Annotated in this window: 12 protein-coding genes; 7 read left to right on the forward strand and 5 right to left on the reverse strand. The window is 45.6% G+C overall.

What is annotated here, in order from left to right:
- Positions 1 to 26 precede the first annotated feature (26 nt).
- Entirely contained in the window at positions 27 to 428 is a 402-nt protein-coding gene (locus R8N46_RS07045) for a VOC family protein (RefSeq protein ID WP_005388788.1), read from the forward strand.
- A gap of 240 nt (positions 429 to 668) precedes the next feature.
- On the opposite strand, the gene gcvP is transcribed toward R8N46_RS07045, so the two are convergent.
- From gcvP to R8N46_RS07060, 3 genes are all read right to left on the reverse strand, one after another.
- A complete protein-coding gene (gcvP, locus tag R8N46_RS07050) occupies positions 669 to 3,533 on the reverse strand; it encodes an aminomethyl-transferring glycine dehydrogenase (RefSeq protein ID WP_115386629.1) in 2,865 nt (954 codons plus the stop codon).
- 126 nt (positions 3,534 to 3,659) lie between these two features.
- A complete protein-coding gene (gene gcvH / locus R8N46_RS07055) occupies positions 3,660 to 4,040 on the reverse strand; it encodes a glycine cleavage system protein GcvH (RefSeq protein ID WP_005376432.1) in 381 nt (126 codons plus the stop codon).
- A 53-nt stretch (positions 4,041 to 4,093) separates the two neighbouring features.
- Positions 4,094 to 5,389 (reverse strand): serine hydroxymethyltransferase, encoded by a 1,296-nt coding sequence (locus tag R8N46_RS07060; RefSeq protein WP_005376430.1) that lies wholly within the window; start codon positions 5,387 to 5,389, stop codon positions 4,094 to 4,096.
- 379 nt (positions 5,390 to 5,768) lie between these two features.
- Here R8N46_RS07060 and R8N46_RS07065 point away from each other — a divergent pair, with 379 nt between their 5' ends.
- Positions 5,769 to 6,392, forward strand: a complete 624-nt coding sequence (locus tag R8N46_RS07065) for a helix-turn-helix domain-containing protein (RefSeq protein WP_005376429.1) — start codon at positions 5,769 to 5,771, stop codon at positions 6,390 to 6,392.
- 260 nt (positions 6,393 to 6,652) lie between these two features.
- Positions 6,653 to 7,771: a glycine cleavage system aminomethyltransferase GcvT gene (gene gcvT, locus R8N46_RS07070; protein WP_017820967.1), complete on the forward strand. Its 1,119-nt coding sequence runs from the start codon at positions 6,653 to 6,655 to the stop codon at positions 7,769 to 7,771.
- A 71-nt stretch (positions 7,772 to 7,842) separates the two neighbouring features.
- On the opposite strand, the gene vdeR is transcribed toward gcvT, so the two are convergent.
- Entirely contained in the window at positions 7,843 to 8,571 is a 729-nt protein-coding gene (gene vdeR / locus R8N46_RS07075; RefSeq protein ID WP_005376423.1) for an efflux transporter transcriptional repressor VdeR, read from the reverse strand.
- A 160-nt stretch (positions 8,572 to 8,731) separates the two neighbouring features.
- Between vdeR and R8N46_RS07080 the strand changes: the two genes are divergently transcribed.
- The 4 genes from R8N46_RS07080 to R8N46_RS07095 all read left to right on the forward strand — a co-directional run bounded on the left by R8N46_RS07080 (position 8,732) and on the right by R8N46_RS07095 (position 14,811).
- Complete coding sequence (locus tag R8N46_RS07080) at positions 8,732 to 9,805, forward strand: efflux RND transporter periplasmic adaptor subunit (RefSeq protein ID WP_104976115.1); 1,074 nt, start codon at positions 8,732 to 8,734, stop codon at positions 9,803 to 9,805.
- Positions 9,805 to 10,866 (forward strand): efflux RND transporter periplasmic adaptor subunit, encoded by a 1,062-nt coding sequence (locus R8N46_RS07085; RefSeq protein WP_005376420.1) that lies wholly within the window; start codon positions 9,805 to 9,807, stop codon positions 10,864 to 10,866. The genes R8N46_RS07080 and R8N46_RS07085 overlap by 1 nt, the downstream gene beginning before the upstream one ends.
- A complete protein-coding gene (locus R8N46_RS07090) occupies positions 10,866 to 13,925 on the forward strand; it encodes an efflux RND transporter permease subunit (protein WP_171345660.1) in 3,060 nt (1,019 codons plus the stop codon). The genes R8N46_RS07085 and R8N46_RS07090 overlap by 1 nt, the downstream gene beginning before the upstream one ends.
- A gap of 175 nt (positions 13,926 to 14,100) precedes the next feature.
- Positions 14,101 to 14,811, forward strand: a complete 711-nt coding sequence (locus R8N46_RS07095; protein WP_171345661.1) for a hypothetical protein — start codon at positions 14,101 to 14,103, stop codon at positions 14,809 to 14,811.
- Between the two features lie 82 nt (positions 14,812 to 14,893).
- On the opposite strand, the gene fruA is transcribed toward R8N46_RS07095, so the two are convergent.
- Positions 14,894 to 16,633 carry a PTS fructose transporter subunit IIBC gene (gene fruA / locus R8N46_RS07100; RefSeq protein ID WP_171345662.1) on the reverse strand — a complete coding sequence of 580 codons (1,740 nt, stop codon included), beginning with the start codon at positions 16,631 to 16,633 and terminating at the stop codon, positions 14,894 to 14,896.
- Positions 16,634 to 16,635: the final 2 nt, after the last annotated feature.

Genomic DNA, 16,635 nt, shown 5'->3' on the forward strand with positions numbered 1-16,635 from the left:
AGCGTTTTGACACAGCGGAAATCATCATGGCCAAAACTGTTCAGCAGCAAATCGGAAACATTGCTCTAGTCGTTGAAAATTACGACGATGCTATCGAATTCTATACTCAAAAACTTCAATTCACTCTGGTTGAAGATACCAACCTAGGTGGTGGTAAACGCTGGGTTCAAGTTTCTCCTCCAAACTCCAATGGTACAAACCTACTTTTAGCTCAAGCGAGTACACCGGAGCAAACGCATGCAGTAGGAAATCAAACAGGTGGTCGTGTTTTCCTGTTTCTGCAAACTAATGATTTTTGGCGTGACTACGAGTTGATGAAGAAAAATGGTGTTGTATTTAATGAAGAGCCTCGTGTGGAAGAATACGGGACAGTGGTGGTGTTCCAAGATCTCTATGGTAATAAGTGGGACTTACTGCAACTGAACTGAGAAACTACACAGCACCTGCATAACATAGTGTTCATGAGGAGTTTCCAACAAGCTTTTAAGGCTCTGAGATATTAGTGCTAATTCAAAGGTTCTCAGAAGTCACTGTATTTCTAAATCACTTTTGTGCAAACAATAACTAGCCATCATTCCTTCTCGATGTATCAACAAATGTTACGGCGGCACACCAAAAACAAAGGCGAACCAATCGGTTCGCCTTTGTTTATTTAGATTCTACAAAAATTAATCTTCGTAGTTATCGATGCTTGGGCATGAACAGATTAGGTTACGGTCGCCGTATACGTTATCTACGCGGTTTACCGTTGGCCAGTACTTCCAAGATTTGGTCGCTTTAGACGGGAAGCAGCCAATCTCGCGAGAGTAAGGGCGGTCCCAATCTTCAGCTGAAAGATCAACTTGTGTGTGTGGCGCGTTAACAAGTGGGTTGTTATCCAGTGGCCATTCACCGTTTTTCACTTTCTCCATTTCTTCGCGGATAGCGATCATCGCATCACAGAAGCGGTCCAGCTCTTCTAGATCTTCCGATTCCGTTGGCTCAACCATTAGCGTGCCCGCTACAGGGAACGACATAGTTGGTGCGTGGAAACCGTAGTCCATTAGACGTTTCGCGATGTCTTCTTCGCTGATACCTGTTTCTTCTTTCAGCGGACGAATGTCGATAATACATTCGTGCGCTACGCGGCCATTTTTGCCACGGTAAAGAACAGGGTAGTGTTGGCGAAGTGTTTCCATCACGTAGTTTGCGTTCAGAATTGCTACTTTTGTTGCATCTGTTAGGCCAGCTTCGCCCATCATTGCGATGTAAGCCCAAGAGATAGGTAGGATAGAAGCGCTACCCATATCCGCTGCGGATACTGCGAAATCTGCGCCTTCTACACCGTCTTCAATATGCCCTGGTAGGAAAGGAGCTAGGTGAGATTTCACACCGATAGGACCCATACCCGGACCGCCACCACCGTGCGGGATGCAGAAGGTTTTGTGTAGGTTTAGGTGAGAAACGTCTGAACCGATGAAGCCTGGTGATGTTAGACCAACCTGCGCGTTCATGTTAGCGCCGTCTAGGTAAACCTGACCACCGGCGGCATGAACCATTTCACACACTTCTTTCACTTTCTCTTCGTAAACGCCGTGCGTAGAAGGGTAAGTGATCATAATGCTTGATAGGTTGTCTTTGTGTTTCTCGATTTTCGCTGCTAGGTCGTCGATGTCGATGTTGCCTTCTTCATCACACTTAACCACAACCACTTTCATTGACACCATAGATGCTGTCGCAGGGTTAGTACCGTGCGCAGAGCTTGGGATCAAACATACGTTGCGGTGACCTTCGCCACGGCTTTCGTGGTAGCGTTGAATCGCGATAAGACCTGCGTACTCACCCGATGCACCAGAGTTTGGTTGTAGTGAGAATGCGTCATAGCCAGTGATTTCACATAGCTTTTCTTTAAGGTCTTTTGCGAGTGCTGCGTAACCAGCTGCTTGTTCTGTTGGTGCGAACGGGTGGATCGAACCAAACTCAGGCCAAGTAACTGGGATCATCTCTGCTGCTGCGTTCAGCTTCATCGTACAGCTGCCCAGTGGGATCATGCCGTGCGTGAGTGAGAAGTCTTTGTTCTCTAGCTGTTTTAGGTAACGCATCATCTGTGTTTCGCTGTGGTGCGTGTTAAACACAGGGTGTGTTAGATATTCTGTTGTGCGGCGCAATGCTTCTGGAATGGCTGCAAACTCGTTGCCCGCGATTTCAGTTGATAGTGCTGCCACTTCTTCTTTCACACCGAATACTGCGAATAGGGCTTCTACATCTGCCACGGTTGTGGTTTCGTCGAAGCTCACACCTAGCTGAGTACCCAACTTACGTAGGTTGATGTCTGCGGCTAGTGCTTTCGCGTATAGGTCTTCAGTTTGTGCACCTGTGTTGATAGTGATAGTGTCGAAGAAGCTGTTGTGAGCAAGCTCGAAGCCGCCTTTAGTTAGGCCAGCGGCTAAGATGGCTGTCATATGGTGCGTACGACGAGCAATCGTGCGTAGACCTTCTGCGCCGTGGTAAACCGCGTAGAAAGACGCCATGTTCGCTAGCAGTGCTTGAGCAGTACAGATGTTTGATGTCGCTTTTTCACGACGGATGTGCTGTTCACGCGTTTGCATTGCCATACGCAGTGCTTGGTTACCGTTGGTATCGATAGAAACACCGATAACACGACCAGGCATTGTACGCTTGTGCTTATCACGCGTTGCCATGAAAGCAGCGTGTGGACCGCCGTAACCCATCGGCACGCCAAAACGTTGTGCTGAACCGATTGCTACGTCTGCGCCCATTTCACCTGCAGGTTTAAGCAGGGTAGAAGCAAGAAGGTCCGTTGCTACAGTCACTAGTGTTTTGTTTGCTTGCGCTTTAGCGATGATGTCCGTTAGGTCACGAACTTCACCTGTTGTACTTGGGTATTGAACTAGTGCGCCGAACACGTCTTGCTCTGGTAGTGATTCTAAAGAACCAACCAAGACTTCAAAGCCGATGAATTTCGCACGAGTTTTTACCACTTCGATGGTTTGTGGGTGAACGTCGTCAGCAACGAAGAATACGTTGCTCTTGCTTTTACCCGCACGCTTACAAAGCGTCATCGCTTCTGCTGCTGCCGTTGCTTCATCAAGCAATGACGCGTTCGCGATTTCCATACCAGTAAGATCCATCACCATTTGTTGGTAGTTTAGAAGTGCTTCTAAACGACCTTGTGAGATCTCTGGTTGGTAAGGGGTGTAAGCAGTGTACCAGCCCGGGTTTTCCATCACGTTGCGTAGAATCACGTTCGGCGTGAAGGTGTTGTAGTAACCCTGACCAATAAATGTACGTTTAACTTGGTTCTGATCGGCGAACTTACGCATTGCTGCCAGCATGTCTGCTTCGCTTTTCGCTTCTGCCAAGCTCATTGGTTGCTCTAGGCGAATTTGTGCTGGTACGGTTTCGTCGATAAGCGAATCTAGGCTAACTGCGTTGATCGCTTCCAACATTTTCTGTTGGTCAGATTTGTTTGGTCCATTGTGGCGAGCAACGAACTCGTTTTGTGTGCTGAGGCTTTGAAGTAATTCAGTCATTGTCCTTTACCTACTCCTTGGTTCGGGTAACGGATTTGCGTTACTGATAAATTAAATTATACGTCCGAACCTAGAAAAAAAGCTGTTCTCTAAACAGGCTAGGGAACAGCTTTCGTCACATCCTAATTACTCTTCTTCGATAGAGTTTAGGTATTCGTCTGCGTCTTTCAGGTTATCTAGTTCAGATACATCAGACATCTTCACTTTTACGATCCAGCCACCTTCGTACGGCTCTTCGTTAATTAGCTCTGGGCTGTCTTCTAGTTCTTCATTGATTTCTACGATTTCACCAGTGATTGGTGCGTAGATGTCTGACGCTGCTTTTACAGATTCAACGAGAGAGAAGCTTTCACCTGCTTCAACTTCGTCTTCTACGTCTGGTAGGTCAACGAATACCACGTCACCTAGCATTTCTTGTGCATGCTCAGAAATACCAATTGTTACTGTGCCGTCACCGTTGTCACGTACCCACTCGTGGCTATCTGCAAACTTCAGTGTTTTGTCCATTGCTTAATCTCCGAATAACTTGTCAGGAATTATTATGATTTCAAAAAAATCGTTTACTGGTATAGAGGAAAGCGACTGCAAAGTTCTTTTACTTCTTTGCGAACGCGTTTTTCAACTTCTGCGTCACCTTCAGGGTTGTTCACTAAACCGTCCAGTACGTCACCAATCCAATTACCGATGAGTTTGAATTCTTCAGCGCCAAAGCCGCGGCTTGTACCCGCAGGCGTTCCTAAACGGATGCCCGATGTAATCATAGGCTTCTCTGTATCGAATGGGATGCCATTTTTGTTACATGTGATCCCAGCACGCTCTAGAGCTTCTTCTGCTTTATTGCCTTTCAACCCTTTCGGACGAAGGTCAACCAGCATTAGGTGCGTGTCTGTGCCACCAGTTACGATGTCGCAACCGCGAGTTTGCAATACTTCCGCTAGGACTTTTGCGTTATTGATCACCGAATCAATATAAGTTTTAAATTCAGGGCCAAGCGCTTCACCAAATGCGACCGCTTTGGCTGCGATAACGTGCATCAGTGGGCCACCTTGTAGGCCAGGGAATACGGCTGAGTTGATTTTCTTAATGATGTCTTCGTGGTTAGTAAGAATCATACCGCCGCGAGGGCCACGCAATGTTTTGTGTGTTGTAGTCGTAACAACGTGTGCGTGTGGCAGTGGGCTAGGGTGTGCGCCTGTTGCAATAAGACCAGCGATGTGCGCCATGTCGACCATAAGAATTGCATTTACTTCGTCTGCGATTTCACGGAATTTTGCAAAGTCGATAGTACGTGGAATAGCGCTACCACCTGCGATGATCATTTTAGGTTGGTGCTCAAGTGCAAGCTCACGAACATCTTCGTAGTTAATTTCTAGTGTTTCGCGATCAACACCGTATTGAACTGCATTAAACCATTTACCAGAAAGTGCAGGGCGTGCGCCGTGCGTCAGGTGACCACCTGCGTCTAAAGACATACCAAGAATGGTGTCACCAGGTTGAAGCAGTGCCAGCTTTACTGCGCCGTTTGCTTGTGCGCCTGAGTGTGGTTGAACGTTTGCGTATTCACAATTGAAAAGTTTTTTTGCGCGTTCGATAGCAATGGCTTCCACTGTATCTACGTGCTCACAACCACCATAGTAACGGCGACCTGGGTAACCTTCAGCGTATTTGTTTGTTAGGCATGTGCCTTGAGCTTGCATTACCGCTTTAGAAACAATGTTCTCTGAAGCGATAAGTTCGATTTGTTCGTTTTGGCGAGCGGATTCCGCTTGAATTCCAGCAAAGACAGCATCATCTGTCGCAGAGAGGTTGGTAGAGAAAAAGTTTTCCAAGCTGTGGTTAGGGTAACTCTTATTCATGGTAGTTGACCTTCCAAATCTGAAAATGAACCCGCAATAGATGAGTTATGATTTGCGGTTGTGGTTCATTTGTCCTCAAAAACAGCTGAACTGCGTAGCAGAACAGAGTGAACATCCGGCCCTAAATTTGGGCAAAAACTCCGTTGGATTGCGTGTTTCCTTTACCAATCTCTTACGGAAATATGCATCTCTACATCTAACAAGTTGGTAACATAGCGCCTGTGACGGGAACAATCAACCAAAAATTTCCTATAGGAAACAAGATTTCAAAATTTGTTAACAAGAGCACGCTTTAATTCACTTGGTGGACTTCTATCCACTATGTGCTTCATGCACAATGCGAGTAAGACAAAAAATATGGATATCTATAGAGGGATTTATGGCAGAAAGTATTTACGATGAATACCCATCGATGACGTTGGCAAAAGAGCAACATGACCAAAATATCGAGCCGTTAAAACTGGGCCAGCGTATTAAGGATATCCGCTCGAAACTCGGTATCACATTAGAAGAAGCGAGTCAGCGAACAGGGCTTGCTCGATCTACACTGAGCAAAATAGAAAATGAGCAGATCTCCCCGACGTTTCAAGCGATGCAAAAATTGGCACTAGGCTTACAAATTGACATGCCACAACTCTTTGAGCCACCTAGAAAAAAGGTAGCGACAGGGCGCAGGGATGTTACCAAGAAGAATGAAGGTAAACCACACCCAACACAAACCTATGAACATGAACTGCTCGCGACACAACTTTCCAATAAGAAAATGATGCCGTTTAAGAGCCAAATTCGAGCTCGTAGTTTTGATGAATATAAAGACTGGGTTCGTCATGACGGCGAAGAATTTTTACTTATCTTATCTGGCGAGGTTATGTTCTATTCTGAGTTTTACGAACCTGTTGTTTTAAGCGAGGGAGACAGCGTTTATTACGATGCAAATATGGGACATATGTTGACCAGTGTTAGCGAGGAAGATGCGCTCATTTTGTGGGTGACAGCCAAATAGTGATAAATACTTGTAAATTTCCTATAGTGAAAGCAAACGATTGCTGTTGGTGGTCGTTATGATGAAAAAGCGCTTTTTTGATGAGAACTTGCTCATTAAAGCGCTTTTTTTGTACGATTTGTTGTGATTAAAATGTTAAGAGTCACACTTTTGCAAGTCGATCTACGTCTTGTTCGTGCAAAATAGAATGAGCCATGTTTATTATTGGAAACACATCGAATGCCGATAGCATTCTCGGGTCTATCTAAATGGAGACGAAAATGACTCAAGAACTACTGAAAACACCACTACACGCACTTCACGTTGAAGTTGGTGCCAAAATGGTCCCGTTCGCGGGTTACGATATGCCTGTTCAGTATCCTCTAGGCGTAAAGAAGGAACACTTACATACTCGTGATGCGGCAGGTCTGTTTGATGTTTCTCACATGGGACAGCTTCGCCTAATTGGTGACGGTGCAGCTGCGTTCCTAGAAACATTAGTCCCAGTGGATATTGTGGATCTTGAGTCTGGTAAACAGCGTTACGCTTTTTTCACTAATGAAGAGGGCGGCATCATGGACGACTTGATGGTGGCTAACCTAGGTGATCATCTGTTTGTGGTTGTGAACGCAGCATGTAAAGCGCAAGATATCGCACACCTACAAGCGCATTTACCATCTGGTGTTGAGCTAGAAATTATCGAAGACCGAGCTCTACTTGCAATCCAAGGCCCTAAAGCGGCGGCTGTATTGGCGCGTTTTGCACCAGAAGTTTCTGAAATGCTGTTCATGGATATTCGTAAAGTCGATATTTTAGGCGCCGAGTGCATTGTTTCTCGTAGTGGTTATACAGGCGAAGACGGTTACGAAATCTCGGTTCCTGCTGACAAAGCGGAAGAGCTAGCACGTAAACTGACTGCGGAAGATGAAGTTGAATGGATTGGCCTTGGTGCTCGTGATTCACTTCGTCTTGAGTGTGGCCTTTGTCTATACGGTCATGACCTAGACACAACAACAACACCTGTTGAAGCGAGCTTGCTATGGGGTATCCAAAAAGTTCGTCGTATTGGTGGTGAACGTGAAGGTGGTTTCCCTGGCGCAGACATTATTCTTAAGCAGATTGAGACTAAAGATGTGGCGCGTAAGCGTGTGGGTCTAGTAGGTCAAACCAAAGCGCCAGTGCGTGAAGGTGTTGAACTGTTTGATGCCGACGGCGTTAAAATTGGCGTTGTAACCAGCGGTACGGCGGGTCCGAACGCAGGTAAGCCAGTCTCAATGGGTTATGTTCGTGCGGATTTGGCGGCGATTGGTACTGAAGTGTTCGCTGAAGTGCGTGGTAAAATGCTACCAATGACAGTTGAAAAAATGCCGTTCGTACCACAACGTTACTACCGTGGTTAAAACGAATTGAAACAAAAATGCCGAGCTTTGTAGCTCGGCATTTTTTATGTCTTCTTTTCGCTTGTTTACTTTTAGTTTACTGCTTCATCAATAGTACAGCACATATCAATAACGATATCTTCAAGCTTTTCCGGATGAATCATCTCTTCTTTTGGGATCCCAAATTGAGAGGCCATAATGGTATTAAACAATTCCCAATGCTTGATCAGCAGTTTTTCGCGATTATCTGCAATATCCGGCCATGTTTCTTGCATCATTGGCGCGAGACTGACAGCACCATGTGCGAAGATCAACATTTGCCACTTTGATTCCCACTGATCAAATTGTGCATTAGGGTTTTCGCTGTTGTACTGCTCGAAAATTCCGGTAAATATTGCAGCGAACTCATCTTTTGATTTTAAGAAATACTGCAGCAGAGCACCGTCATCGCCTTGTCGAATGGCATCGGCGATCATCTGTACTGGGTGAGGATTGACGAGAGCAAATGCTAGCATGCGAACCATAAACAGATAAATTTTTCTATTCGAAGGTGTGTTCTCCGGCATTTCATTGATGAGTTCAGCCATATAGCACTGCATGAACTCGTCCATTGCATCGCTAACCGCTTGCCAGATTTTCTCTTTGCTACCGAAGTGGTGACGGATCAAACTATGTGAAACACCAGCCTTTTCACTGATATTGCGCAGCGAGACACGCTCGTAACCAAGTTCACAAAACATATCTGCTGCCACTTTAAGGATCAGACACTTAGTTTGTTCTGCTGCTTCAGCACTTCTACGCCCCTGCTTTCTTTCATTCATAGTTCGAATTTTCCCGAATATTAATCACGCGCTTACTTTTACCAGAAACCGAACGCTTTGACTAATTAATTTGCTATCCATCTGGAAAATATGTTGATCAATTTCAAATTCTGCTTATACTGCACGGCTGTGTAATATATAAAACCTACGGAGAAAGCGGGTGCGAAAACAATATTTAAAGCGCACTTTAGTTGGCGCAGTGGTGACATTAAGTCTTTCTGGGATGCTAACTGGGTGTAATAAAGCCATTTCTGAGCCGTCTGAACCTTTAATCAAACCTGTAAAATTACTGGCGGTGAAAGACCTAGAACTTGAAGACTCGCACGCCTTTTTAGCGCGTATTGATGCAACACATCGCGCGCAGCTTTCTTTTCAGGTTGGTGGAGAGGTTGATGAATTACGTGTACGCATGGGTCAAAAAGTCCAAAAAGGTGAAGTGCTCGCAACGTTAGACCCTAAAGATCTTCAGCTTGCGTTAGATGCCGCTCAAGCGCAGTACGCGTTAGCGAAAACACAATGGGACCGCGCGAAAAACCTTTACGGAAAAAAACTCATTAGTACTGATGAGTACGATCAGAAAGAAACTCAATATAAAGCGGCATTGGCGAACTACGAACAAGCTAAAACCGATTTGAGCTATACCAAAATTCACGCACCGTTTGATGGCATTGTGTCATATACCTATGTCAACCCGTTTCAAGTAGTCGCAGAGAAGCAGGAGATCTTGAATCTCATTGATAACACGACGTTGGATGTATCTTTCACCTTGCCAGTAAGTTATGCGGAATCTGTATCACTTGAGTCACTGCAAAACTCCGATATGTGGGTGACGATGGATAGCGAGCCAAGAAAACGTATTCCTGGGCAATTTAAAGAAATTTCGACGCAGCCAAACATCGATACCAATAGTTATGAGGCGATCGTGACCATCACTCGACCAGAAGATCGCAATTTGCTGACAGGTATGACTGGGCAGGTACACATTGCTAAACAACATGTATCGGACGCGATGACGTTACCTCAGTCTGCTTGGGTCAACAAAAATGGGACGCAAGGTGAAGTTTGGGTAATGGACAGAAGCACGCAGCAGGTCAATAAAGTCACTGTGTCACTTGACGCAGCAGGTGGTGTGAAAGCCGGGCTTGATAACAATGATTACGTTGTTATTGCTGGTGTTGAGAGACTGGTTGAAGGACAAGTGGTGAAAGCTTGGGTTCGTGAGGGAGGCATTTAATGAAACGTTCTCTACTTACGATCTCTGCGATTGCACTTGCAGTTTTAACAGGGTGCAAAAATGAAAACCAAGCTATCGTCGAGCAGCCACTTTTTGTGTCGACTATCTCGGTGGATGCACCAGTACAAAGTCAACATCGCGCGTTCAAAGGCATAGTAGTGCCTGCAGAGCAAACGCCAATGGCATTTCGCCGCGCTGGGGAAGTTCAGCACGTATTGGTTAAAGCGGGTGACGTTGTGAAGCAGGGGCAAATGATCGCAAAGCTAGATGATAGCAAAGAGAAGCAAGCCGTGAATGACGCAGAAGCACAATACACACTCGCAATTCGTCAGCTTAAACGCGGTGAAGACTTGCATGCACGTCAAATGATTTCAAAAGCGGAACTTGATGAGCTAACCGCCAATAAAGAGCTAGCTGAGGCTACTTTCTATAACGCGACCAATCAATTGAATTACACCCGTTTATTCGCCCCGTTCGCCGGTAAAGTATCCGATGTTTTCAAAGAACGTTTTGAGCGTGTGGCAATTGGTGAACCCGTGTTAAACCTATACCAAAACGATTTGGTTTACGTGCGTATTGAGCTTTCCGACAATGTTTTAGCGATGGTAGACCCAAACTCAGACAGCATGAGCTACAAGCCTAGAGCAACCTTCTCCGGCATCGATGGCAGATTTGCTTTGGACTATTTAGAGCACACAAGTGAACCCAACGCTGAAACTCAAACCTACGAAATGTACTTGACGATGCCACAGCCAAAAACAGAGATATTGCCGGGAACCAGCGTAAGCGTTTTGGTCGATATGGTGAAGGCGGGCATTACCTCTATTGATGGTTACAGTGTTCCTGTCACGGCGCTTCAAGCAGGCAGTGAAGGGAATGAGTTCTTTGTGTGGAAAAAAGAAGGTGACATTGTCACACGAGTGCCTGTCATGATTTCTCAAGTGAATGGCAATGGAGCCATTGTGTCGTCAGGTGTTAGCCAGGGCGATATTCTGATTAATTCAAATCTGCGTAAATTACGCGAAGGTAAACATGTGGATGTTGTGGAGAATAACCAATAATGAACATTGCTGAGTATTCAATAAAAAACAAAGTCATCAGCTGGTTGTTCATTATTATCCTTGCTGTTGGTGGTTTAACGTCATTTTTGGAGCTTGGACGATTAGAAGACCCGGCATTTACGATCAAAGATGCCATGATCATCTCAACATACCCTGGCGCGACGTCAAAAGAAGTTGAAGAAGAGCTGACGTATCCTCTAGAAAAAGAGATTCGAAAACTCCCTTATATCGACAAAATTACCTCTACGTCTTCTAATGGTATGTCTCAAATAACGGTGAGCATGGAAATGGACTATGGTCCTGATGAACTGCCGCAAATTTGGGATGAAATGCGCCGTAAAATTAATGATTTACGACCATCATTGCCTCAAGGTGTTCAGTCTTTACAGATCATTGATGATTTCGGTGACGTTTATGGCGTGATGTTAATGCTCACTGGTGACGATTACGACTATGTAGAGCTGAAACGTTATGCGGATTACCTGACCCGTGAAATCGAGCTTGTTGATGGTGTTGGTAAGGTAGACATCACGGGCGATCAGCAAGAAATGCTATTCGTTGAGATCTCACTTGATCGCCTTGCTGCACTGAACTTAGACATGAATGTGGTTTCGAGCTTGTTGAACCAGCAAAACAATGTGGTTTCAGCAGGTGAAGTGATGGTCAATGGCGAAAGCCTTGTTATTCGCCCAAGCGGCACCTTAAACACTGTAGAAGCACTAGAAAATCTGATCATTCATGGCCGTGACACAGGAAATCTAATTCGTCTAAAAGACGTAGCAACGATTTCTCGCGGTATTCAAGAGAAGCCAAGCAACGTCGTACTCTTTAACGGTCAAAAAGCGATTAATATCGGTATCTCGTTTGCATCGGGTGTGAACGTGGTTGAGGTTGGTGAACGTTTGGATGCGGAGCTCGCGAGCCTAGAGTCTATCAAGCCTGCTGGCATCGATATGAACTACTTTTACAACCAAGCCAATGAGGTGGATGAATCTGTTAAAGCGTTTGTAATTAGTCTAGCGGAGGCAGTGGCGATCGTAATCATTGTGTTGCTGTTTACTATGGGTTTACGCAGTGGTGTCATCATTGGAGTTGTGTTGTTATTGACGGTATTTGGTACCTTCATTTTGATGAATTACAACAACATCGAACTGCATCGTATTTCTCTTGGCGCGTTAATTATTGCCTTGGGTATGCTGGTTGATAACGCGATTGTTGTCGTGGAAGGCATATTGGTTGGCCTAAAGAAAGGGCGTACCAAAGTTCAAGCGGCTGTCGATATTGTAAAGCAAACACAATGGCCTTTGCTGGGCGCAACTGTTATTGCAATTACGGCTTTTGCACCTATCGGTTTGTCGCAAGATGCGACAGGTGAGTTCATGGGCTCTCTATTCTGGGTGCTGTGTTTCTCATTATTTTTAAGCTGGATTACCGCTATTACACTGACGCCTTTCCTTGCCGATCTTTTGTTGAAAGAGGAAAGCAAAGAGCAGGGTACTAGCGAAGATGATCCTTATAAAGGCTGGTTGTTTGTCGTATTTGGGGCATCGCTGAAATTTGCATTGCGATTCCGCTGGCTTACCGTTGCTGGCATGGTGGCGCTATTAGTGGGTGCTGTCGTGGCATTTGGTAATGTAAAACAGCAGTTCTTCCCACCATCGAATACGCCGATGTTCTACGTGGATATGTGGATGCCAGAGGGTACTGACATCCGTGAAACGATTAAAAAAGCTGAAGAGGTCGAAAGCTACATTCGTCAGCAAGATGATATTGACTTTGTTTCTGCTTCGATTGGGCAGGGCCTACAGCGTTTTGCTTTAACCTATCAACCAGAAAAAAGTTACGAAGCGTACGCGCAGTTCCAAGTTCGCGCGACTGATCGTGAGAAAATGTTTGGTTTACTGCATAAGTTAGATGCGAATCTGGCGAAAACATTTGATGCGCCTACGTTCCAGTTTAAATTGATGGAATTTGGTCCATCACCAGCGTCTAAGATCGAAGCGCGTATTACTGGCCCTGAACCACAAGTTTTACGTGACTTGGCGGTGCAAGTTGAAGACATCCTTCATACCGACCCTGGTGCTCGAAACATTCGTCACGATTGGCGAGAGCGCACCAAGGAACTTGTACCCGTTTTCAATGAGTCTAAAGCTCGTCGCTTAGGTATTTCGAAAGAAGATCTTTCAAGCACACTGCAAATGGCGTTTGGTGGTAGCACCTTAGGTTACTTGCGTGATGGTACACATACGTTGCCAATTATGACACGCCTTCCTGAAGAAGAACGCGTAGATTTTGAATCACTACAAAACGTGACCATTTGGAGTCCTTCGTTGCAAACGTATATTCCGGTTGATCAAGTGATTGATGGCGTTCAACTGGATTGGAGTGAGCCGCTAATTCAGCGCCGTGACCGTAAGCGTACGTTAACCGTTCTCGCGGACCATGATGTGTTGAGTGACGACACGGCAGCAAGCTTATTTGCTCGTGTACAGCCTAAAGTGATGGCATTGCATGTTCCAGAAGGATACGAAATCACATGGGGTGGTGAGTACGAATCATCCAAAGATGCACAAGAAGGCCTATTCGGTTCATTGCCGATGGGTTACTTGTTGATGTTCATCATTACTATTTTACTGTTTAACTCAATCAAAAAGCCGTTGGTCATTTGGTTCACCGTTCCGTTAGCGATCATTGGCGTTGCTTTTGGTTTGCTTACCACGAACATGCCGTTCAGTTTTACAGCATTCCTTGGTTTGTTAAGCCTAAGTGGCATGATTTTGAAAAACGGTATTGTGTTGCTTGACCAAATAAACCTTGAGTTGGAGTCAGGTAAAGATCCTTACCTCGCGATTGTCGATAGTGCGATAAGCCGCGTTCGTCCGGTAAGTATGGCTGCGCTAACAACTATCTTGGGGATGATTCCACTGGTCTTCGACGCCTTCTTTGGCTCGATGGCAATAACGATTATGGCAGGTCTTGGTTTTGCTACTGTACTGACACTGATAGTGGTGCCAGTGATGTTTGCAATTCTGTTTAGGGTAAAACCGACCACTGCATAGGGACTCCTGGCTATTTGCCAGCTTCCTGCCTAGCCCTGAAGGTTTTCTTCGGGGCTTTTTTGATCTTACTAATATATACCAAACCATTCATTTGCTTGATTTTAATGATTTTCTTAAGATTACAATGCAAATCATGCGTATACTGATGTAACGACACATCAAAGATTGAGATTACATGAATAAGCGCATATTAAACGGACTCTTCTTCGTTGGTTCTTTCACCTTGGTTGGCTGCACCGCGACGGATAGCATGCCGACAGAAACCAAACAACCTGCCCCTAAAGTCAACAGTGTTAGTGCTGAAGTCATTTCCAGTTGGATTGATAGTAAGGTTTTAGCCTCTGAAGGGCTGTCGCTCGAGCAAGACAATCTACGTTATCTATCGGGTAGCGCCGACCTAAACAGCGACGGCAAGGCAGAATACATAGTGTTGCTTCAAGATCGCTATTTCTGTGGTAGTGGTGGCTGTGCTGCATATATGTTTGATAATGAGGGAAAAGTTATCAATCGAATGTCGGTAACTCGCACGCCTATTGTACTAGCCGACAGTTACAGTAATGGTTGGCAGGACTTTATCGTTTGGAGTAATGGCTCCTATCGACTCATGAGTTACAACGGTGAATCTTATCCAAGTAATCCGTCATTAGAGCCAAAGGTTGATCGAGACGCTAACCAGCAGGCGGCAATCGCAAATGTAATGGCGACAGAGCTTTATCAGCAAGACGGCTATGACATTCTGCCCGCAGAGTCAAAAACCTTGTGGACGCCAGCTAACGTTTACCACTTTACCTTCAAGCACTACGGTGACCCGCATAGCGCTTATCAAGCAACGGTGGATATGAGCAGTGGGGAAGTAGACATTGTAGCCGTTCCGGCTGCGGAATAAAAAACACCTCCCTTAACCGGAATTAAAGGGAGGTGCTAAATGCCAAATTCGAGGGTGGCATTGTTAACCGGAGTCGCTCTAATTAAGCTGTGACTTCTTGTTTCGCTTCTGCTTTGCTTTTTAAGAATGCGTAAGTAAAGCCAGTTACCGCTGTACCTGCTGCAATAGCCACTAAATACATTAATACTGGTGAAATTGCGTTAGGAATTAGCAGCACGAATAGACCGCCGTGTGGTGCCATTAATTTCGCACCGAATAGCATCGATAGGGCACCAGTAAGTGCGCCACCTGCCATACAAGATGGAATCACGCGCATTGGATCTTTCGCAGCAAATGGAATTGCGCCTTCAGAGATGAAACAAAGGCCCAAGACAAATGATGCTTTACCTGCCTCACGTTCATTTTGTTCAAATTTGTTCTTCGCAATGAAGGTCGCTAAACCCATACCTAGCGCAGGAACCATACCTGCGGCCATGATTGCCGCCATTGGCGCGTAAGTTTGTGAAGCCAAAAGGCCAACACCAAATGCGTAAGCGGCTTTGTTTACCGGGCCTCCTAGGTCGAAACACATCATTGCGCCAAGGATAATACCCAGTAGTACTGCACTGTCAGATCCCATGTTGTTTAGGAAGTCAGTCAGGCCGTTCATGATGCCTGAAACTGGGCCGCCTACGATGTAGATCATCACAAGACCAGTGAACAATGTTGCTACAAATGGAATGATCAGAATCGGTTTAAGCGCCTCCATCGATTGTGGCAGTTTCACCTTATCTGCGAGGAGTTTCGCTGCGTAACCGGCAATGAAGCCAGCTGCGATACCACCTAGGAAACCAGCACCCGTTGAACTTGCTAGCATACCACCAACAAGACCAGGAGCCAGACCAGGACGGTCAGCGATTGAAAACGCAATATAGCCAGCAAGTACAGGAATCATCAATGCGAATGCAGAGCCACCACCAATGTTCATCAAGGCTGCTGCTAGTGTGCCTTCTTCTTTAAATGCTTCAATACCAAACACGAACGATAGGGCGATGATCAAACCACCAGCGACAACCACAGGCAGCATGTGCGATACCCCTGTCATCAAGTGTTTGTAAGCGCCTTTCTTCTCGTCTGCTGCCGAAGCAGAATTTGCAGAACCTGAATGTTGGTAAATCGTGGCTTGCTCGAATGCTTTGTCCATCTCTTCGGCTGTTTTTTTCAGAGCTGGGCCTGTTTTCGTGCGGTACATCTTTTTGCCGTTAAAGCGATCAAGTGGCACTTCAATATCCGCAGCAATGATCACCAGATCGGCATCTGCAATTTCTTGCTCAGTCAGTTGGTTTTTAGCGCCAACTGAACCACGAGTTTCCACCTTGATTTGATGGCCACGACGCTTGCCTTCTTCTTCTAAAGCTTCTGCCGCCATAAAGGTATGCGCAACGCCAGTAGGGCATGCCGTGATTGCAACAATCTTCTTTGATGCTGATGTTGTATCTGTAGTGATAGGGGCTGCAAGTGTGGTTGCTTTTTCAAGTAAAGTGGCGTTTTCAACCGCTTGCTGGAGAAATGCAGTTGCGTCTTTTGCTACTTCGCTAATTTCCGCTTGGTAAACCTTTTTTCCTACAAAACGAGAAGTGTCGACGCTAGTATTTGCCGCAATGACAATGACTTCTGCTTGTTCAACGTCAGCTTCCGTCAATAGTGTTGGTTCAACCACACTTGATTGACATTCTATTTTGGCATTCCAGTTTAATTTTGCGGCGGCTTGTTCTAGTAATCCTGTCGCAAGGATGCTATTTGCTACACCGCTCGGACAGGCAGTAATAATGGCAATATTCATAC

Source organism: Vibrio sp. 1874 (assembly GCF_033344395.1).
Lineage (GTDB): Bacteria > Pseudomonadota > Gammaproteobacteria > Enterobacterales > Vibrionaceae > Vibrio > Vibrio alginolyticus.